15 protein-coding genes and 1 other annotated feature are annotated in these 20,654 nt (G+C 46.7%); of the genes, 12 read left to right on the top strand and 3 right to left on the bottom strand.

All coding sequences use genetic code 11. The annotated features are described in order from the left end of the window. Positions 1-38: 38 nt before the first annotated feature. The 3 genes from AXG56_RS10795 to AXG56_RS10785 all read right to left on the bottom strand — a co-directional run bounded on the left by AXG56_RS10795 (position 39) and on the right by AXG56_RS10785 (position 2,630). Positions 39-545, bottom strand: coding sequence for a DoxX family protein (locus AXG56_RS10795; protein ID WP_062514425.1), 507 nt, complete (start codon positions 543-545; stop codon positions 39-41). Between the two features lie 212 nt (positions 546-757). Further along, positions 758-958, bottom strand: coding sequence for a hypothetical protein (locus tag AXG56_RS10790; protein ID WP_008638683.1), 201 nt, complete (start codon positions 956-958; stop codon positions 758-760). A 328-nt stretch (positions 959-1,286) separates the two neighbouring features. After that, complete coding sequence (locus tag AXG56_RS10785) at positions 1,287-2,630, bottom strand: sodium-dependent transporter (protein ID WP_062514423.1); 1,344 nt, start codon at positions 2,628-2,630, stop codon at positions 1,287-1,289. Positions 2,631-2,731: 101 nt separating this feature from the next. Further along, positions 2,732-2,945: a binding site (T-box leader), on the bottom strand. A 285-nt stretch (positions 2,946-3,230) separates the two neighbouring features. Here AXG56_RS10785 and AXG56_RS10780 point away from each other — a divergent pair. From AXG56_RS10780 to AXG56_RS10725, 12 genes are all read left to right on the top strand, one after another. Further along, on the top strand, positions 3,231-3,662 hold the full coding sequence (locus AXG56_RS10780) for a VOC family protein (protein WP_062514421.1): 432 nt from the start codon (positions 3,231-3,233) through the stop codon (positions 3,660-3,662). Positions 3,663-4,030: 368 nt separating this feature from the next. Then, positions 4,031-5,644 carry a DUF6583 family protein gene (locus AXG56_RS10775; protein ID WP_008638692.1) on the top strand — a complete coding sequence of 538 codons (1,614 nt, stop codon included), beginning with the start codon at positions 4,031-4,033 and terminating at the stop codon, positions 5,642-5,644. A 39-nt stretch (positions 5,645-5,683) separates the two neighbouring features. Then, positions 5,684-6,898: an ABC transporter permease gene (locus AXG56_RS10770; protein WP_062514419.1), complete on the top strand. Its 1,215-nt coding sequence runs from the start codon at positions 5,684-5,686 to the stop codon at positions 6,896-6,898. Continuing rightward, a complete protein-coding gene (locus AXG56_RS10765) occupies positions 6,867-7,892 on the top strand; it encodes an ABC transporter permease (RefSeq protein WP_062514417.1) in 1,026 nt (341 codons plus the stop codon). Before AXG56_RS10770 ends, AXG56_RS10765 begins: the two co-directional genes overlap by 32 nt. Positions 7,893-7,907: 15 nt before the next feature. Continuing rightward, on the top strand, positions 7,908-8,633 hold the full coding sequence (locus tag AXG56_RS10760; protein ID WP_062514415.1) for an ABC transporter ATP-binding protein: 726 nt from the start codon (positions 7,908-7,910) through the stop codon (positions 8,631-8,633). Between the two features lie 256 nt (positions 8,634-8,889). Beyond that, positions 8,890-12,852 (top strand): cell wall-binding repeat-containing protein, encoded by a 3,963-nt coding sequence (locus tag AXG56_RS10755; protein WP_062514413.1) that lies wholly within the window; start codon positions 8,890-8,892, stop codon positions 12,850-12,852. Between the two features lie 30 nt (positions 12,853-12,882). Next, complete coding sequence (locus AXG56_RS10750; protein WP_062514411.1) at positions 12,883-15,354, top strand: cell wall-binding repeat-containing protein; 2,472 nt, start codon at positions 12,883-12,885, stop codon at positions 15,352-15,354. Between the two features lie 253 nt (positions 15,355-15,607). Then, positions 15,608-16,792: a poly-gamma-glutamate synthase PgsB gene (gene pgsB, locus AXG56_RS10745; protein WP_026578124.1), complete on the top strand. Its 1,185-nt coding sequence runs from the start codon at positions 15,608-15,610 to the stop codon at positions 16,790-16,792. Between the two features lie 14 nt (positions 16,793-16,806). Continuing rightward, on the top strand, positions 16,807-17,256 hold the full coding sequence (gene pgsC, locus AXG56_RS10740) for a poly-gamma-glutamate biosynthesis protein PgsC (RefSeq protein ID WP_008636774.1): 450 nt from the start codon (positions 16,807-16,809) through the stop codon (positions 17,254-17,256). 12 nt (positions 17,257-17,268) lie between these two features. Beyond that, entirely contained in the window at positions 17,269-18,423 is a 1,155-nt protein-coding gene (locus AXG56_RS10735) for a CapA family protein (RefSeq protein WP_008636772.1), read from the top strand. A 31-nt stretch (positions 18,424-18,454) separates the two neighbouring features. Then, a complete protein-coding gene (locus AXG56_RS10730; RefSeq protein WP_026578125.1) occupies positions 18,455-18,793 on the top strand; it encodes a hypothetical protein in 339 nt (112 codons plus the stop codon). A gap of 160 nt (positions 18,794-18,953) precedes the next feature. Next, positions 18,954-20,603, top strand: a complete 1,650-nt coding sequence (locus AXG56_RS10725; RefSeq protein WP_062514409.1) for a gamma-glutamyltransferase family protein — start codon at positions 18,954-18,956, stop codon at positions 20,601-20,603. Positions 20,604-20,654 lie beyond the last annotated feature (51 nt).

Genomic DNA, 20,654 nt, shown 5'->3' with positions numbered 1-20,654 from the left:
CGAAGAAAGGACTTCCAATTAAGGAAGTCCTTTTTTTTTTACGTATGAGCAAGCACTCGTTTATGCCGCTTCTGTTCTGTTTTCTTCATCAAATATGGGAGCACCCAGCGGTCGAGGCCGTAACGTCCTGCGTTCGCACCTGCGACGAGGAGGAATATGGTTAATATCGCCATTTGCGGATTGGTGCTTGTCGTTCCGCTTAACAGGAAGCTGAAGTTCATCATGATTCCGCCAAGAGCGGCAAGGTTCGTAAATAAGCCGAGTATCAATGCCAGACCTACGAGAACTTCGCCCCACATGACGAGGAAGGCGAACAGTTCGTGGTTTGGAAGTGCCACTTGTTCAAGAAATACGGCCCACCAGCTTTGGACAGCTGGATGCGCCCCTTCCGCTTTGCCGATCGCCCCTTGCAGAAACCCCTGAACTTCGAAGCCTCCTGTTAATTTTCCAATACCGGAAGTCAGCCACACATACCCAAGATACAACCGTACGAACGTCAACACACCAGCAGCAACCTTGTTATTCCGCAAAAGATCATTAACCATTTTTCTCACTCCTTTTAGTTTGTTCACCACTTCACATGATAATGGATAAGAGCTCTTCCTTTCACTTACAGTATAAGCTGGAGAAGGATGGAGGGCTATAACTTTGTTCACCATTTCACAAATTGGACGATAACATATGTCTTTATCATGACTATTGCACGGTTCCTGTTTACTTTTATGAAAAGAAGCCTCCAAAGTATAGAGGCTTCTTTTCACACTGCTTGGTCCTTTCGTAAACGCAGGTGCTTCATCCCTTTGAAAATACGGAAAATGCTGTTAGCTGCAATCAGTGTTCCAATCGCCATATAGAAGACTTGGAAGCCATCGAGGGCATAAACCGTGACGATGAAAAAGGCCAGCACAAGGATGATTCCGTGAAAAATAGTATTGAAAAGCATGAATCGTTTAGTCACTCGTAATCACTCCGTTCCTTGGTTTTCTACCTCATGGTACCTCAATTATCTGGAAAATAAAAGAAGGGATCTTTCATGATTTTATAAAAAAAGAACAGAGGGGGGTATCCCTCTGTTCTTTCAACTTGGTGAAGTAATACATTTCATAGGTAGCGGAAGTGTTTAAAACGGGACGCCTTCCACGGGGCGGCAGGTGAGCGTCCTCATCGCTGCATTATTCCGCCGTTGGACGCTGCCTGTTTCTCTCCGCCCCTTGCCGTAATGGGGCTTCCATAATCACATCGAGGTAATTCGAGCTTACAACTCTTTTCTCAACCGGATAAGTTTTTTAGATAACTCCGATCACATCAAGCATAACGATGATGATTAGTAAGGGTGCGACATAGCGAAGCAGGATGAACCACACATTGAACAACCCTTTTTTCAGACTGCTGCCATGACTGAGTTCTTCATATAAAGCGCTTTTCTTCATTTTATTTGCGACAAACAGGGCAATCAACAGGGAACCAATCGGGAACAGGACGTTACTGACGGCGTAATCCATGTTGTCGAAGAACGTACGGCCGAACAGCGTATAGTCTGCGAGTAAGCCGTAGGAAAGTGTGGACGGCGTACCGACGATAAAGATCGCAAGTCCGATGATCCAGGCCCATTTTTTCCTTTTCCGAGTGTCTCCTTTTGATAGGACGGAAACGATGATCTCAAGCATCGAGAAGGCAGAGGTCAAAGCTGCGAATAGGAACAAAAGCAGGAATGCCCCGAAGAATACCATGCCGAAAGGAAGCTGGCTGAAGATCGTCGGGAGTACCTGGAATAGCAACACAGGCCCAGCATCCGGTTCAAGTCCGAAGGCGAAGACAGCAGGGAAAATAGCAAGCCCCGCCAACAATACGATGAAGATGTTCATTCCACCGATGGAAAAGGCCGCTCTAGGAAGACTTTCTGATTTTGGCAGGTAAGAGCTGTACGTCACCATGACGGACACGCCGACACTAAGAGTGAAGAAGGACTGCCCCATTGCTTCCAGAACGGTTTGTGATGTTACTTTGCTGAAATCCGGCTGCAGCAGGAACGTGATTCCTTCCACAGCTCCGTCGAGCGTCACAGCACGGATGACAAGCAGGATAAATAGTAAGAATAAGACCGGCATCATAATTTTACTGGCTTGCTCAATACCCTTTTGAACGCCTCGGGCTACTACTAGAATCGTAAGGATCATAAAGATAAACTGGACGAGCAGGCTGATTCCGGGATTGGAAATGGTGCTCCCGAAAACATCCGCGTAATCGGTTGAGGACAAATCATTGAGTTGGCCCGTGATGACTTTGTATAAATAAGCCACAATCCAGCCGCCGATGACACTATAGAAGGATAAAAGCAGGAATGAAGTAATCATTCCGAGAATACCTACCCAATGCCACTTCGTCCGGGGGGCGATTTCTTTATAGGATGCAATGGCGTCTTTCTGGGATGTACGTCCAATGGAGAATTCCGCCAGAAGCAGCGGAAGCCCGAGAAACAAAGTAAATAAGATGAAGAGAAGAAAGAATGCTCCTCCTCCATTTTGACCGGCAATATACGGGAATTTCCATATTGCACCCAGTCCGATAGCGGATCCTGCGGCTGCAAGAATGAAGCCGAGCTTGGATGTCCATTGCTCTTGTTGTTTCATAGTGACTAAGCTCCTTTTCCAATGAAATTGAAAGACTCTTTGGCGCAGAGAACCACTAAAGTCTTCCTCCGAAAAAACAATAAAAAATCGCCCCTACATGCCGTAGGGACGATTTTTTATCGCGGTACCACCCTGGTTATGGAGACAAAAAATCCCCATCACTCAAACGTATAACGGTCGTCACCGTCTTCTGCCCGAAGGCAAAAAAAGCTCCAGAAATGAAATTCACGTACCTTTTGTGTGCCGGTTCCCACCAACCACCGGTTCTCTGTGACAGGGAAAAAGTCGCTACTGTATTTCTTTCAAAGCCGTTCTGCATGTTTATTGGTTGTTATCATTTTTATCATGCTTTCTATAAGGTTGTCAATCTATTTTGGAAATAGCGGAAGGCCGTATAGAAATAGTCCCTGTCAGAAGGGGTGTTTGCAAGTGGGAGTGGAAAAATTTAGATAGACAAAGGGATTTCGAGTGTTATAAACCCAAGGCGAAAAAAGGAACAATATTTTCGGAATAATCAAAATATAGGTGGCGTCCCGTCTTTTCTTGGTGTATCCTTAATAGGAACATACGTTCTTAAAAATTGAAGAAGGAGTGGTTGAAATGTCTATCAAATTGACCCCTTATTTAGTGTTCGACGGGAATGCAAGAGAGGCACTGGCTTTTTATGAAGAAGCACTCCAGGGCCGTATAACAGGAATCATGAAGTTCAAGGACATGCCTGAAAACCCTGATCATCCACTGCCGGACGAAATGAAAGACCGGATTATGCATGCACAATTGAAAGCAGGAGAGGCAGACATCATGTTTTCAGATTCGTATCCCGGCATGTCTTTAAAACAGGGAGAAAACGTCCAATTGGCCATTCTTCCTGATGATGAGGAGACGGCGCAGCATATCTTCGACGCGCTTGCGGCGGAAGGGGAGACCATCATGCCTCTGCAGAAGACGGATTGGAGTCCGGTCTACGGGCAGGTAAAGGACAAGTTCGGCATCACATTCCAAATTAATGTGGATGAGGAACCTTCCAGCTGATCTTTACTTTCTTTTATTTGTGGGAGATACTGTCTGACTGTGTCTCCCTTTCCTCCTTCAATCCTTCAATATAACTCTCCAACATCAATTGTATAATAATGGTCATAAGCTCAGCTGCCCTCCGATAGGATAAATACGTGCTGACTTTTCCAGTCCCTCCGGTCCAAAATATGCTGAATAGATATTTAGTTGGATAATCCAGGCATATTTTTTGTATTTTTTTGCCGATTATGTGTAGGAATGGGGTATATATCGGTGTATAATGAGGAAGGTTTTTCAAGAAATATGGACATTTCTTGAAACTTTTCTCAAACGACTCACGTAAGTATAGTCAGAAATGGTATTAAAAAGAAGAAAGGGAGAGGTACATGAGCGAACAACCAAAGAAAAAAGGGATGAATAAGTGGTTAATTATCATCCTGACAGTCGTAGTTATTGCAGCAATCGGAGGAACGGCTTTTGCATTACTTAAAGAGAACAATCCTATGGTTATGTACATGGATGCTCAGAAGAATACGATCGATGAGCAGACAGAACGCATGGCTGAATACACAGAAGACCAGATGGAACTTGCAGACCGTCAAATGAAAGAAGCGTATAAGTCGGAAGGCACAGTGACAATGGATATGAATTTCCAAGGAGACCAGGTTCAACAGGTCTTCCCTGAAGTAGCGATGATTCAAGGGGTACTTTCAACCGTACAGTTGAATCTCGACAGCAAGTACAATCCTGAAACAAAGGAACTTTACGGAGGCATGGATCTGCAGATGCAGGGAAGCAGTTTGGCAAATGGTAACTTCTATCAGAGCGAAGATACTTTCGCTGCACAGGCTCCATTTGTATATGATAAGTATTTTGCATTCGGCAACGATCAGCTTGGTGATGTCCTTACCAAATACACAGGATCTTCCGAAGGTTTGGAAGAACTCCCTAATTTCGCTGAATATGCGCAGTCTCAAATGACGCAGGAAGAAGCGAAAGAAATGTTGACAGAGTATGCAGTAGCTTTGGGTAAAGAGTTGAAGCAGGATCAGTTCACGCTTTCTGAAGGCGAAGAATATGAAGGCGAGAAATATGATAAAGTAACGATTGAAATCAGTGAAAAAGAAGCGAAGCAGATGCTTGTTACCCTTCTTGAGAAAGTGAAAGAAGATGAGCGCATCCAGGATACGCTGGAACAGCAGGCAGCGCTTCAAGGAAATGTCGAAGGAGTTCAAATGGAAGACCTTCAGGCAGAGCTTGATAAAGCAATCGAAAATATCGACAAAGTTAAAATCCCTGGTGGAATCACTGGTGAAGCCTACATCAAGGACGATTTAGTAGCCCACCAGACTTGGACAATGAACATTGCTGATGATACGGACGAAACAATTAAGGTTGCAATCTCTAACGACTACATGAAGGATGGCGAAGATAAGTACACGTCTACCTTTGATGTTAACCTTTCCCCTGACAGTAAAGACGAGAGCATTGCTGTTAAGTATGAAGAGAAAGGTGAAGAGAAAGATAAAGGACTTCACGTTGATTATACAATCGGAGTGAAATCAGACTTCGAGCAGGATAACTTTACAGCCGACCTTCTTTTGAACACGGACTATACGAACGAAGGTTCTAAGTCAGACTTCGAACTGAAACTTGGCGGAGAAGCTTTCGAACAGCAGGCAATGCCGGCGATTTCTGGATTTATTAACACGACTTCCAAGGAAGACGGCGACAATAAAGTCAACCAGAAAACAGATTTCGGTTTGAATCTGAGCATGGATGATCCTGCGATGGGCAATATGTCTGCAGACATTGAGTTCAATTTCGACAACAACTTGACGTTTACGGATGACCTTGAGTTCCCGGCACTGGAAGAGAACAACACAGTTCAGCTTATGGACGTTTCTGATGAGGAAATGATGCAGATTGGTCAAGAAGTTCAAATGAACTTCCAGGAACATCTTAACTCCATTATGGGCGGTTTCGGTGCAGGTTTCTAATCCGATGAACACCCTGAATGAGAAAAGGAGGCAGGTCGTATGAATGGGTTCTCGTTATTGCGTTATGAAATGAGGGCAGCCGTCAAACGGCCTGCCCCTCTTTTTTTATCTATTGCTATTCCCTTACTATTGATCGTACTCGTAGCATTGATGCTTCAAAGTTTCGTAGAAGAAGGCGCAGAGCCTGTACGGGCGGCGGTGGTTGATGAGGACGATACGTTCCAGACAAAAGCACTTATCAATCAGCTTTCAGAAGAGAAGCGGCTGAGTCAGGCATTGACGCTTACCCCGATGGATGCGAAAGAGGCAGAAGCGGCTTTTGAACAAGGGGAGCTTGCCGGTGTCATGATGATTCCGGAAGGATTTACGAGCAGTCTGATGAACGGTGAGAATGATCCAATCGTTGTCATGACGAATGAAGACGATCCTGTGGATGCAACGATGCTTCAAGTACTTCTGGATAGTGGAGCCGACTACATATCGGCATCCCAGAGTGCTGTTAATGCTGTTTATGATTTAAGTATCCGCGAAATGCCTGAAGGGGAAAGAAACAGGCGGCTTCAGGAGGTCATCATAACTTATAGTTTATTCGCACTGGACCGGAACGATGTTTTTGAGGAAGAGATGGTGGTTTCAGGAGCCGGTATCGGATGGGAGAGGCATGCGTATCTCGCTGTTATGATGACGTTCATCTTCCTTTTTCTCGTTTGTTATCAGATGCTCGACGGAAACAGGGAAACAGGGTCCATTCTGATGAGGTGGCGGATGGCTGATATCACCTTTGTCCATTGGGTCATGGCAAAGCAGTGGAAATGGGGCCTTGTAACATTTGGAATGTTGGAGCTGCTCGTTGCAATCACTTCCCGCACAGATGCTGCATTGGTGCAGTCTGCTACCCTTCATCTTGGGCTTCTGCTTGCCGCATTGTGGATGTCTGCCTTTGCCGTTCTCCTTTTCTCCCTACAAATCCCGGCAGGCATGAGGTTCTTAATCTTATTTGTTATATCCATTATCGGTCTTTTAAGTGCTGGGGCATGGGTGCCGAGAATTTATTTACCTGAGTGGCTGTCCCAGAACTGGAATCCTTATCAATTAAGTTATGATGTCTTTCAATCAGCTCTGCTCGATGAGGAGGAACGGGGACATCTGACAGGCTTGGCTTTGTGGGGCGTAGGTTTGAACATTCTTGGCTTGGCGGCTGCATTATGGAGGGAGAAGCGGGATGCTTACTTATCTATCTTTACATCTAAATAAATGGAAGAAGCGCCCGGTTCTTTTTCTGCTGCTTTTCTTATTTCCACTTCTTTCGACATGTATTTTATATCCATTGCTTGAAAGGACAGCAGAAGAGACGGCTGTGCCGGTAGCCATTGCTGACGAGGATGACAGTTCCTACTCACGAATCATTCTCGAACGTCTTCAAGAGGCAGAACGGCTCCGTTTTACTGCTATGACGAAAGAAGAAGCAGAAAAAGCGGTAAGGAAAGGTACCATGGAGGCTGCCTTTATTTTGGAAAGCGGCCTTGAAGATACGATACGGCTTGGGCAGGTGGACAATGTCGTCACATGGATACGGGCGGATGAATCACTATTAGACGTTTTTGCTAAAGAGGCGGTTGGAGCTCAAGTTATGCGGCTTGCCCTCAATGCAAAAGCAGGGGTGGACGTCTCGGCAGCGAACGGCACGGCATCCTTTGAAGAAGCGTTTGCTTATTCGGAAGAGTTCTGGGAACCGGAGCCTTTGTTCCAAGTCCGCTTTACGGAACGATCCCCGGAAAATCCATCAATGGAAGCTCCTAAACTGGAAGGCTGGCAGGTGATGGTTATCCAATTATTCTTCTTATACAGCTGGATGCTTGCTCTCTTCTTCCTTCGAACAATATTGGCTGACGATCGAGAAGGACGCCTTGATCGTATCCGATTGCTGCAGGGGACAACGACGCGCTATTTCTTTCATCATTTTCTATTGTTCGGTTTAGTTGGAATCGGCAGCTTCGCTCTGAGTATCTGCGGACTCTTTTATTTCGCTGCTACTCCTCAAGAGTTAATCGAGGAATGGGTCATCCGCAGTATCCTTGTATTCGCTGTTACTTTATTTATCACCTGGTGTTTATTCATGGGGACGGGGAGAAAACGGTGGTCGATTCCTGTCTTACTGCTGCTTGCCCTCGCATCATTCATGCTCACCGTATCCGGAATCGGATACCTCGATATGTGGCCCCATTACTGGCTCGTGAAGAAATGGTAGGAAGGGAGTACAGGCATGATTCATTTACAAAACGTTTCCAAGAAATATAAGCGAAAAGAAGTGCTTGAACCGTTTACTCTGACGATTCGAGAGGGAAGCTCCGTCGGTGTCATTGGTCCAAACGGTGCCGGTAAGTCCACGTTTCTAAAATTGGTTGCATCCCTCGATCGTCCTACGAAAGGAAAAGTCTTCTATGATGACATACCGTATGACAAGGCCGTGCGCCGTGTCCGGGCAGATATTGGTTACGTGCCACAGGACATTGCGCTCTATGAGGAATTGACAGTCAAAGAACAGATTTCCTTTTGGAGAAAACTGGAGAAGGGGAAAGTAGATGAAGGTTTTCTTCAGACGATGATCGAAATGCTGCGGCTTGACGAAGTGTACCAGCAGCGGGTGGATCGCCTTTCCGGGGGGTGGAAACGGAAAGTAAACTTATGCATCGGGCTGATGCGGAATCCTCGAATCTGTCTTTTGGATGAGCCTACGGCCGGCGTTGATCTGGCAGCGAAGGAGGATATTCTATCATGGTTAAGGCAGCTTCATGCAGATGGAAAGACGCTCATTTATATCAGCCATGACTGGTATGAATTAAAAACGCTGAGTGATGAGTTCCTTCTCTTTGCTGAAAAGAAACCGATCTTCCAAGGATCGCAGGCAGAGTGGAGGGAAAGGAAAGAAGAACTGCTTAAGTCCTATGAATCTCACAAAGAGTTAAAGCGTATTCTTGAATTTTCATAAATGAGACTTATTGGAAGACAGGGTCGGATGAATCAAGTGTCATTTGGTGTAGAATCCTCTCACTTTTTGAGGGGCTTCCTTCTTTTTATATAGTTCCAATCAACCGGATTTCTTTCCTTAGGGAGGAATCCGGTTTTTTATAAACGGAAATATTCATTATTTTACTAATTTTTTATACAATTTACACTAATGTTACATTTAATGTTATATAATGAATATTGTTGCAGAAATTAAAATTAATATGGGAGGTTTTGTTTTGAAGAAGAACTACTTCGTACGCAGTGTGAGTTCTGTGGTTGTCGGTTCGCTCGTTCTTGGAGCTTTCACGCTTCCAGCCGGAAATGTCCGCGCAGAAGCACCGACCGCTGATGATCTGCTGATCTCAGAGTATATCGAAGGATCCTCGTTCAACAAAGCTTTGGAATTGTACAACGGGACAGGCAGCGACCTGGACTTGAGTGCCTTCACGCTAGAAACCTATTTTAATGGAAAAGCAGTAGACCCCGCCGAGCTCCAGCTCGAAGGAACCCTCAAAGCTGGTGAAGTTTATGTAATCGCCCACGCGCAAGCAGGAAAAGAAATCATGAATGTCGCCGATACCACGAATTCGCAGGTCGCTAACTTCAATGGTGACGACGTCATCGTTCTGAAGAAGAACGGTGAAGTCATCGATTCAATCGGCCAGATTGGATCCACCGACAAATACGCACTAGATGTGACACTGACCAGGAAGACGGACAGCCTGGCAGGCGATGTCAATCCTGATGATGCTTTTGACACCAGCACCTCATTTAAAAGCCTACCAAAAGATACATTTACTCATTTAGGGAAATACCCGGATGATGCCGATTCAGGTGATCCGGAAGATCCAGCTGCTCTCACAAGTATTGCGGATGCAAGAACGAATGACATTGGTACTGCAGTAAAAGTACAAGGTGTCGTGACAGCAATGTTCGAAGCCGGCGGCCAGACGAACGCATACATACAGGATGACACAGCAGGCATCATTGTCCGTGCTTCCGGTTTGAAGGCAAATGTCGGTGATGAAATAACAGCCGAAGGAAAGTTCGCAAGCTACTATGGAATGGCTCAGATTGAAACCGGCGGGGACAAAGTCGTCGTTACGACCCCTGCTAAAGGAGTACCGGCGCCTCAAGTCGTACAAGCGGCTGATTTTCAGGCAGAGTCCGGGGAAGCAATCGAAGGTGAATTCGTTCAAGTGGATGATATAGAAGTTACTGGTGAGAACGACCGTGGAGACTTCATTGCCGAAGATGACAGCGGCGAGTTCCTGATCAGTCCGGCAACTGCTCTTGCTCTGGAAAGCGGTAAAACATACGAAAGGCTGCAAGGTGTCGTTAATTACAGCTTTGATGAGTACCGTCTCGTGCCGAGAGATGAGGGCGATATCATTGAGAAGCTCTTCTCCGTGACGGCCAGCCCGGGAAGCGGGACAGTCAGTACCGGTACGAAGGTTACTCTGCAGACGGCCCAGCCGGATGCAGCGATACATTATACATTGGACGGAACATCTCCCTCAGCAGACAGCAAAGCCTATGAAGGACCGATTGAGCTTACCGAAGACACGGTAGTCAAGGCTGTCGTCGTGAAAGAAGACGGCGAAACGAGCGAAGTATCTACATTCTCCTATGATGTCTTGGATGTGGAGGATATTGCTATTCATGATATTCAAGGGGAAGCCCACAGCTCTCCTTATGAGGGAGTCAACGTATCAAGTGTCGGTGGCATCGTTACGGCTCTGGATGGAACGAACGGCTTTTACATGCAGGAGCCTGATCCAGATGATAATGATGCAACATCAGAAGGAATCTATGTCTACGCGAAAGGTTCCGGTGTGAAAGTCGGCGATGAAGTGTCGGTAAATGGAGAAGTGAAGGAATGGCGGGAGGACGGTTATGATGATGCAGCAGACCTTCTGACGACGCAGATTACTTCCACGTCCGTCGCTGTACAGTCCTCGGGCAATGATCTACCGGCAGCCATTGTTCTCGGGGAAGACAGGATTCCTCCAACCGTAACAATTAAAGAAGGAGACGCTTTTGATCCTGATAAAAACGGTTTGGATTTTTATGAAAGTCTGGAAGGAATGCGGGTGGAACTCAAGGATGCCACGGTCACCGGCCCACCTAAATATGACGAGCTCCCTGTCTATGTGAATACGAACGATGACCAGTTGTTTACAAATGCCGGAGGGCTGCTGGCTTCTCCTGAAGATTACAATCCGGAACGAATCCAGCTTGACGTAGATGGATTGGATGTCAACGCCAAAGTAGGAGACAAGTTGGATGGTTCTGTCACCGGAGTCGTCAGCTATGACTACAGTAATTTCAAAATCCGCCTGACGAGCGATTTTCCTGAAATTATTGATGGCGGAACGAAAAGAGAGACGACCAAGCTGGAAAATGTCGAAGATGAACTGAATATCGCGTCCTATAACGTGGAGAATTTCTCTGCATCCACAGATCAGGATAAAGTCAATAAAATCGCCGAGTCGATCAACGCGAACCTGAAACAGCCGGATATCATCGGACTTGTCGAAGTCCAGGATAACAACGGGGCAGAAGATGACGGGACGGTCGAAGCGGATGAGTCTTATCAGAAATTAATAGATGCCATTAAAGCAGATGGCGGGCCGGAGTATGCCTTTACGGACATCGCTCCTGTCAATAAACAGGATGGTGGTCAGCCGGGAGGAAACATTCGTGTCGGCTTCCTTTACAATCCCGACCGTGTAACGATGACAGATAAAAAGGACGGAGACGCGGAGACGGCTGTCGAAGTGTCGGAAGATGGATTAAGCCTGAATCCGGGCCGTGTCGATCCGCTGAACGAAGCGTTTGAAGACTCGCGGAAGTCCTTGGCGGCAGAATTTGAATTCCAGGGAGAGAAAGTAATTGTCGTTGCCAACCACTTCAATTCTAAAGGTGGAGACGATGCGCTCTTCGGAGCCAATCATCCTGTGGAGCTTGGAAGTGAAGTGCAGCGAATGAAGCAAGCAGCCGTTCTTAACGGTTTTGTCCAGGATGTTATAGACAACGTGGATGATGCGAACGTCGTCGTACTTGGCGACTTGAACGACTTTGAGTTTTCGAAGCCGTTGGAAACGTTGAAAGGCGATATTTTAACAAACATGACAGAAATGCTGCCGATCACAGAACGTTATTCCTATAACTACCAGGGGAATGCCCAGGTGCTCGACCATATCCTGGTCAGCAATAACCTTGCCAAATTGGCGGAAATCGACAGTGTAAACATTAACTCAAATTTCTCTGAAGCAGACGGCAGAGCAAGTGACCACGATCCGATGCTTGCTCAATTGGAATTCGGTACGCAGGTAGAGCGCGTGTCTGGAGAAGACCGATATAAAACCGCTATTGAAGTATCTAAGCAGGGATGGGAGGAAGCAGATACCGTTGTTATTGCACGTGGAGACTCCTTCCCGGATGCTCTGGCAGGTGCACCGCTTGCCTTTAAAGAGGACGCACCGATTCTTTTAACGAAGTCGAAACGTCTTTCGGCTGAAGTGAAGGCGGAAATCGAACGGTTGGGTGCGAAGAAGGCCATTATCTTAGGTGGAACAGGCGCAGTATCTGACTATGTCGGGTACCAGCTTAAGGGAGAAGGTTTGTCCGTAGAACGGATCAAAGGTGCTGATCGATATGAAACAGCAGCGAACATCGCTGCCCGCCTGGACGGCAGCCCGGATAAAGCAGTCATAGCGGATGGGAGAAACTACCCGGATGCATTGTCAGCTGCCTCCTATGCAGCGGCCAACGGCTACCCGATTCTTCTGACTAAGACGGATAAACTGCCTGCGGAAACGAAACGTGCGTTGTCCGGTATGGAAGAGACCATCGTTCTCGGCGGAACGGCGGCAGTCAGTGAAGAGATCTTGAAGAAATTGCCGAATGCAACAAGGTACAGTGGTGCCACGCGTTATGATACGTCCGCAGAAATAGCTGGAAAACTGTTCGGAAAGACGAATCATGCCTTCGTCGCAACAGGAGCGGATTTTGCAGATGCGTTGACAGGTTCTGTTCTTGCAGCGAAGGAGAATGCCCCGATGCTGCTCGTGCAGAAACAGCAGATTCCTGAATCTATCGAACAAGTTATAGAAGAACAGGATTACAGTCAATATCACATTCTCGGTGGAACGAATGCGGTAAGTGATGATGTCATGGATGATTTAAAAGAGTAAATCATAACGATATAGGGGAGAGGTAGAACCATGAAGAAACTTAAACCATTGGCGGTTGTTGCTGCCACAGGAGCCATCGCTCTAGGTACGTTCGCTTTGCCATCGGGGGAAGTCCAGGCGGCAGAGGGGGATTTTGACTTAACCATCATGCACAGCAATGACACGCACGCGCATCTATCCAGTGTTGCCCGTAAGGTGACACTGGTCGATCAAATCCGTGCAGCGCGTGACAATTCCATTCTGCTGGATGCCGGGGATGTATTCTCCGGAACGCTTTTCTACAATCAGTACAAGGGTCTTGCTGATGTGAAGTTTATGAATATGATGGGCTATGATGCCATGGTCCCAGGAAACCATGAGTTCGACGACGGTCCTGAGCCGCTTGCCAACTTTATTGCGGAAGCAGATTTCCCGATTGTCAGTGCCAACATTGATTACAGCAAAAACGAACGATTGAATGCGGTATTTAAAAATGAAATCGGAAAACCGGGGGAAGCGGGAAACATTTATCCTGCAACGATCATTGATGTGGATGGCGAACAAGTCGGCGTATTCGGATTAACATCGGAAGAGACGGCATACCTATCTAATCCCGGAGAAACGATAGCTTTTGAAGATTACATTGAAAAAGCAGAAGAAACGGTGAAAATGCTTGAAGATGCGGGTGTAAACAAGGTCATCGCCTTAACACACGTCGGGGTCACTTATGATGACGATTTGGCTGAAAAAGTTGACGGCATCGACGTTATCATCGGCGGACACAGCCATACGCAGCTTGATGAGGCCGTTGTTTATGATGAGGGCGGAGAACCTACCATTGTCGTTCAAACGGGGGAATATAGTGAATTCCTTGGAGATCTTCAAGTAAGCTTCGACGAGGAAGGCGTCCTTACTGATTGGGACGAGAACCTGATCGAAATTGACGCTAAGAACGAAGACGAGGAGTATATCATTGAGGCGGATCCTGAGGCGCAGGAACTGCTGACCGAATTGGAAAAACCTCTGGATGAGCTGAAGCAGCAGGTGGTAGGAGAGACGACAGTTCCTCTGAACGGGGAACGGGCAGATGTCCGCCAGGGAGAGACCAACCTTGGGAACTTGATAACAGATTCCATGCTTTGGAAAGCACAAACGAGCGTTCCGGAAGCATCTATTGCCATTCATAACGGTGGAGGAATCCGTGCTTCCATCGATCAAGGTGAGATTACAATGGGTGAGGTATTGACGACAATGCCTTTTGCCAACAACCTTGTAACGCTTGATCTGACAGGAGACCAGATTCACCGTGCGCTTGAAAATGGTGTGAGCGATCTGGAAAACGGCGGCGGTCGTTTTGCCCACGTTTCCGGACTGCAGTACACGTTCGACCGCTCCAATGAAGTCGGTGAACGAATTGTCGATGTTAAAGTGAAGACGGACGACGGGTTTGAACCACTCGATCTGGACAAAGAATATACAATTGCGACGAACGCTTTCATTGCTGACGGCGGAGATGGCTATACAAGCTTCAAGGAAGCGAAAGATGCCGGTAAGATGAAAGAATTGTTCTTCGTTGACTATCAAGTATTCACGGAATATTTAGATGCAAAAGAAACCGTGTCCCCGAAAGAAGAAGGAAGAATCATCGAGAAGGCGACCGAGCGTGTTAAAGGAGCCGATCGTTATGAGACAGCCATCGAAATCTCGAAAAAAGGCTGGGATCACGCAGATACGGTTGTCATTGCACGCGGCGACGAATTCGCTGATGCCTTAGCTGGTGCGCCGCTTGCCTACCAGAAGGATGCGCCGATTCTTTTGACGAAGACAGATGGTCTGAGCAGTAAAGTGACAGAAGAAATCAAACGCCTTGGTGCGAAGAATGCGGTTATCCTTGGAGGTACCGGTGCCGTATCCAACTATGTGAAATATCAGCTTAACGGTATAGGGGTCCAGGTCGAGCGTATTTCCGGTAAGAACCGGTTCCAAACCGCTGCCGGTATCGCTGCACGTCTTGGTGGAAATCCTGAGAACGTCATCGTAGCCGACGGCTTCAATTACCCAGATGCACTTGCAGTCGCTCCATACGCAGCGAAGGAAGGGTATCCGATTCTGTTATCTAAGACAGATAAGCTTCCTGCTATCACGAAGACAGCTCTCCGTGATTTCGACCAGAGTATCATCGTCGGTGGAACAAACGCTGTTTCGGAAGATGTAGAAGCTATGCTTCCTGCTCCGACCCGCTACAAAGGAGCCGATCGTTATGAAACAGCCTCCATCATTGCTGAGAAACTGACCGCACCAAAAGGGAAAACTTTTGTTGCGACAGGAGCGGATTTCGCTGATGCACTTACAGGGTCTGTCCTTGCTGCCAAACAAGATGCATCCATGCTTCTTGTCCGAAAAGACAAGCTGCCGGTAACGACAGAAGAAACAATCGAAAAACTTGATTTGAACAATTTCCAAGTCCTTGGCGGAACGAATGCCGTCAGTGATGAGGTAGCAGATCAATTAGAGCAGGAATAATATACTGGAAAAACCACCTTCCCAATGGGAGGTGGTTTTTTTGTATGGAAAATTCGGAATATAACATTCTTTTTGAATTGTTTATTAAAATTCTAAAATATCCCTCTTTTTTTAAGGGGGTTATTATTTATTATTCGACAAATAGTTATTTTCTATGAAACAGATATTGTAGAATACTATCACTTATTCTATAATAATTGAGGTTATTGTAGAGATTAGTAAAGAATTTACACCATAGAGGAAGTGAAAAGACATGTTACTTATTCCGATCGTATTGATTTTGGTTCTTGTCATTGGTGCCCTGGAGTGGCAGCAGCACAAGAAACATATCAATGCGCTCCCGATCCGTGTCAACGTGAACGGGGTTCGCGGAAAGTCAACCGTCACCCGCCTGATCACGGGGGTCGTTAAAGAAGCAGGTTATAAAACGATTGGAAAGACGACGGGAACATCCGCCCGCATGATTTTCTGGGATACACCGGAAGAACAGCCGATCAAGCGTCGTGCGGAGGGCCCGAATATCCGTGAACAGCGGATGGTTGTTAAAGAGGCGGCAGATCGCGGTGCAGAAGCGCTGATCAGTGAGTGTATGGCGGTTAACCCTGATTATCAAGTCACATTCCAGGAGAAAATGCTGCAGGCCAATATCGGGGTTATTGTCAATGTTTTGGAGGACCACATGGATGTGCTTGGGCCGACACTGGATGAAGTGGCGGATTCCTTTACAGCGACCATTCCATACAACGGACATTTGATCGTGACAGAAAGCCCTTATCTTGATATGTTTCGTGAAACAGCACAGGAACGTAATACTAAAGTTATTGTTGCAGATAATTCAAGAATACCGGATGACTTTCTGTTGAAGTTTGAGTATATGGTGTTTCCGGAAAATGCATCGCTTGCTCTTGCCGTAGCAGAAGCCATCGGTATCGATGAAGAGACCGCTTTCCGGGGAATGTTGAATGCCCAGCCCGATCCAGGGGCAATGCGTATTCTCCCACTTGGAAACTATGAAAATCCTTCCTACTTCGTCAACGGGTTCGCGGCAAATGATGCCACTTCGACGATTAATATATGGAAACGGGTCGAGTTTCTAGGCTATCCAACTGAAAATCCGATTGTCATTATGAACTGCCGGGAGGACCGGGTCGATCGTACAGAACAGTTTGCCGAAGATGTCCTTCCATACATTCCAACAGATACACTTGTGTTGATCGGAGAAACGACGGAGCCGATTGTACAAGCCGTTGAAGAAGGAAGCATCAGGGTCGAGAACTTTATCGATCTGGAAGGAAAGTCTACGGACGAGATTATGGACGTGTTGGCTGGAATGATGAACGGCCGTGTCCTTTATGGTGTCGGTAACATCCATGGTGCAGCCGAACCGATGATTGAGCAATTACAGGAATATAAGGTTCAAAAACCACAAGTCATCTAGGAGGAAACAGATAAATGTTCGGTTCTGATTTATATATATCCCTCGTTTTGGGAATCATCTTGAGTTTAATATTTGCAGAAAAAACAGGCGTCCTGCCTGCGGGTCTTGTCGTCCCAGGATATTTGGCCCTCGTTTTTGATCAGCCAATCTTCTTGGCTGTCGTCTTTTTCCTGAGTTTGTTAACCTATGTGATCGTTACATACGGTATATCTAAATTCACTATTCTATACGGCCGTAGGAAATTCGCAGCTATGCTCAGTACGGGAATTGTGCTGAAGCTGCTGTTTGACTTTCTATATCCTGTCGTACCATTCGAAATCATGGAATTCCGTGGGATCGGGGTCATCGTACCTGGGTTGATTGCAAATACGATGCAGAAGCAGGGACTCGTCTTGACGACGGTCAGTACCCTTCTGCTCAGCGGTTTGACCTTCCTGATCATGACGGTTTATTACCTGATATAGGGTGGATGTAAAATGTCAAAAAAACTAACCTTTCAAGAAAAGTATTTAAAGACGCTGAAGCGGCAGAAAAAATCAACGAACAAACATGTCTGGATTGCCCTTCTTATCCTTACCTTGTTTATCGTCGGATTCGAATGGCTTTATTCACCGTCCGCTCCGGAAGCGGAACAGAAAGAGGGTTCTACATTCCGAGCCTCTTTCGTTGGTGACATGATGTTCGGCCGCCACGTAACGGATGTCCGGGATAAAAATGGGACGGATTACTTATTTGAGAATGTTTCCCCTTATTTCCAATCGTCTGATTATGTTACGGGAAACTTTGAAAATGCGGTAACGCTTGGAGAAGAAGATGCCTACACGGAAACAGATAAAGCGATTCTGCTCCGTTCGAATGAGGAACCGATTGAAGCTTTGAAAGCGAACAACTTCACCAATATCAATCTGGCAAATAACCACACGATGGACTACGGTGAACAAGGCTTGCTGGATACGACAGCATCACTGAAGCAATCGGGACTCGACTATGTTGGGGCTGGGGAAGATTTAGGAGAAGCAGAAGCAATCGATTATCAGGAAATCAATGGAATGACTGTGGCAACGCTTGGCGTAACGGATGTGACGGTTCCTGGATTCCGAGCCCTTGAATTCGGAGCAGGCGTGGCTGTGTCGGACCTGGACAGCGTTCTTCCAAGGGTCAAGGAAGCCGAAGAGAATGCGGATATGGTCTTCGTCCATATCCACTGGGGAGCCGAATATGATAACGAGCCGCATCCGAGACAGGAGGAAATGGCGCATGCGATCGTCGATGCGGGAGCAGACGTAATCATCGGCCACCATCCACACGTCTTATCGCCTGTGGAAGTCTATGACGATTCCGTCATCTTTTACAGTCTGGGCAACTTCATTTTTGACCAGGGGTGGTCCCGTACAAGAGACAGTGCCCTTGTTCAATATGATTTGATGGAAGATGGGACCGGACGTTTTGAAATAAATCCGATGCGGATCCGGGAAGCGCGGCCTTCCTTGACGAAGAATCCGTACACGCAGAAGAAAATCTTCATGCAGCTGACTCGCGGTCAGCCGGACGATAACTATACAGAAGAGAACGGCAAGCTCGTCATAGAAGTAGATCATTCCGATATTCTGAAGGAACAGAAAGCGCGTTAATTTCATTTTTATCATAAGGAGCTTATAGATAATGAAACTAGTTAAATCAATCGTACCCTTTGCTTTGTTGGCTGCTGCTCTCGTTTTTATGACACAATTCAAACAGGTAGAATCTCTTTCAGCGAACGAGGAAGTGCATATTGAGACATTCCAGAAACAGCAGGAAGAAGCGGAAGCACAGCCTGTGACCAGAGGCTCTGATAATATGGAAGCTGTGTCGAATGAAGCAGAGAAAGAATACGCCATCACAAGCGACGGCAGTGTCGTCCGCGTCTATGATGAAGAAGGCCAGCAAGTCTATGAAACTTCCCTTGCCGATTGGGAAGCGAACAAAGCGGACTACTACGAAAAGTACCAGTTAGGGTCTTAATACCCAAAGCACATCGACAACGGTGTGCTTTTTTCGTCGTATTGTTCTTCCGGGAGAAATCGCTTATAATTAGGAACGTTATTTTTGCCACATAGTGTATTAAATTAATAGAAGCAGATGATAAGTCAGTGGATATGGAAGAGGAAGGGAGCACGAATGCTTGGAGAATAAAGGTATATTCATCACCTTATTTATCGTCGTCATTTTAGGCGTCGGTTTCATTTATTACAGTCAAGGAAAATTCGATTTCCTGAAAAGTGACGAAACGGATTATGAGGTCGAGTCAACACCGGCCTTGGAAACGGCGAATGGGTACGGGGTCAGCTCCTCCCATCCACTTGCAGTCAAAGTCGGTATGGAAGTATTGGAAAACGGCGGAAATGCTGTAGATGCCGCAGTAGCGGTCAGCTATACGCTGGGGGTCGTTGAGCCGTACGGTTCCGGAATCGGCGGTGGAGGAGAGATGCTCGTCCTGCCTTCCGGAGAAGAGACACCGGTCAACTATAAGTATAAAGAAATCGCTCCCCCATCCGGAGCTAAGCCGGCAAGTAATTTTGCCATTCCTGGTGTAGTCAAAGGGATGGAGGCTGTGCATGAGGACTATGGAACGGTGGATATGGCAGAACTGATCGAGCCTGCCATCGGGTATGCGGAGAACGGATTTGCCAACGACCGCTTCATCACGGAACGTTTGACGGCCGCTTCCTACAGGATGCGTGCTTCGGATACGCCGAACTTCTTCCCAGAAGGGCGTCCGATTCAGCCGAATGAAACGCTCGTCCAGAAGAATTTGGCTGAAACGCTGCGTTTGATTCAAAAGGACGGAGCAGATGCGTTTTACAATGGACCAATCGCAGATGAAATCGTTGCACATGTCGACGGTCTTAAAAAGAGTGATTTCACTTCCTATGAGATTCAAAAGGATGAAGCTGTTCACGGGAAGTTTGCCGGGTATGACGTGTATTCGGCAGCACCTCCTCTTGCAGGACCGACATTGATTCAGTCACTGCAGATGGCAGACATGCTTGATATTAAGAGTGCGCAGGGAAATGATGCGGACTTCATCCACTTAATTGGAGAAATTTCGAAGCGGACGTATCATGATCGGTTGAGTGAAATAGCCGATCCCCGTTATTTTGACAATGACTTCGACAAGCTTACAGATATCGATTATGCAGAAGAGATGGCTTCGACTATTTCTATGGACCGATTGTCTGAAGATTACCAAGTCAACGATTCGGTAGCGGACGAAGAGGATGATGATAACACGACCCACTTTGTAGTTATTGATAAAGACGGAATGGTCGTTACGGCAACGCACTCACTGAGTAACTTTTTCGGGTCCGGTCAGAACGTCGCTGGTGTCTTTCTGAATGATACGATGCGGAATTTCAGCAAGAGCGAAACAGGTGCGAACAAGTATGAACCTGGGAAACACCCAAGGAGCTTTACAGCGCCGACGATACTGAGGAATGAAGATCAATTGATCGGAATCGGTACGCCGGGAGGAAAACGGATTCCAATGGTGTTGACACAAGTACTTACCAGAAACCTTGTGTATGAGGAACCGCTAGAGGATGCGGTCAAGGAACCACGTTTCTACATCGAAGATGACGATATTTATGTCGAGAAGGAATTCGATGAGGAAACGAGGCAGAAGCTTACAGAACGTGGATACACCGTCCATTTGGAGGATTCTCCGTTCTATTACGGTGGAATCCAGGGGCTGGTCGTTGATAAGCAGAACAGCACCATGTACGGCGTCGGAGACGACCGCCGCGGTGGTGCCTGGCAGGTTAAAGAAGAGTAGGAATTGACTCTTGAAAATCCAAAAAAAGCAGGAAGCCTTAGGCTTCCTGCT

This window comes from Halobacillus sp. KGW1 (genome assembly GCF_001592845.1).
Taxonomy (GTDB): domain Bacteria; phylum Bacillota; class Bacilli; order Bacillales; family Halobacillaceae; genus Halobacillus.
The sequence above is the reverse complement of the archived record's forward strand: the minus strand, read 5'-3'. Positions and strand labels throughout refer to the sequence as shown.

Bases quoted from the DNA above. Each gene is read 5' to 3' on its own strand.
- AXG56_RS10780 (WP_062514421.1), top strand. From the start codon at position 3,231: ATGTCTATCAAATTGACCCCTTATTTAGTGTTCGACGGGAATGCAAGA.
- AXG56_RS10770 (WP_062514419.1), top strand. From the start codon at position 5,684: ATGAATGGGTTCTCGTTATTGCGTTATGAAATGAGGGCAGCCGTCAAA.
- AXG56_RS10750 (WP_062514411.1), top strand. From the start codon at position 12,883: ATGAAGAAACTTAAACCATTGGCGGTTGTTGCTGCCACAGGAGCCATC.
- AXG56_RS10735 (WP_008636772.1), top strand. From the start codon at position 17,269: ATGTCAAAAAAACTAACCTTTCAAGAAAAGTATTTAAAGACGCTGAAG.
- AXG56_RS10760 (WP_062514415.1), top strand. From the start codon at position 7,908: ATGATTCATTTACAAAACGTTTCCAAGAAATATAAGCGAAAAGAAGTG.
- AXG56_RS10795 (WP_062514425.1), bottom strand. From the start codon at position 545: ATGGTTAATGATCTTTTGCGGAATAACAAGGTTGCTGCTGGTGTGTTG.
- AXG56_RS10765 (WP_062514417.1), top strand. From the start codon at position 6,867: ATGCTTACTTATCTATCTTTACATCTAAATAAATGGAAGAAGCGCCCG.
- AXG56_RS10730 (WP_026578125.1), top strand. From the start codon at position 18,455: ATGAAACTAGTTAAATCAATCGTACCCTTTGCTTTGTTGGCTGCTGCT.
- AXG56_RS10785 (WP_062514423.1), bottom strand. From the start codon at position 2,630: ATGAAACAACAAGAGCAATGGACATCCAAGCTCGGCTTCATTCTTGCA.
- pgsB (WP_026578124.1), top strand. From the start codon at position 15,608: ATGTTACTTATTCCGATCGTATTGATTTTGGTTCTTGTCATTGGTGCC.
- AXG56_RS10775 (WP_008638692.1), top strand. From the start codon at position 4,031: ATGAGCGAACAACCAAAGAAAAAAGGGATGAATAAGTGGTTAATTATC.
- pgsC (WP_008636774.1), top strand. From the start codon at position 16,807: ATGTTCGGTTCTGATTTATATATATCCCTCGTTTTGGGAATCATCTTG.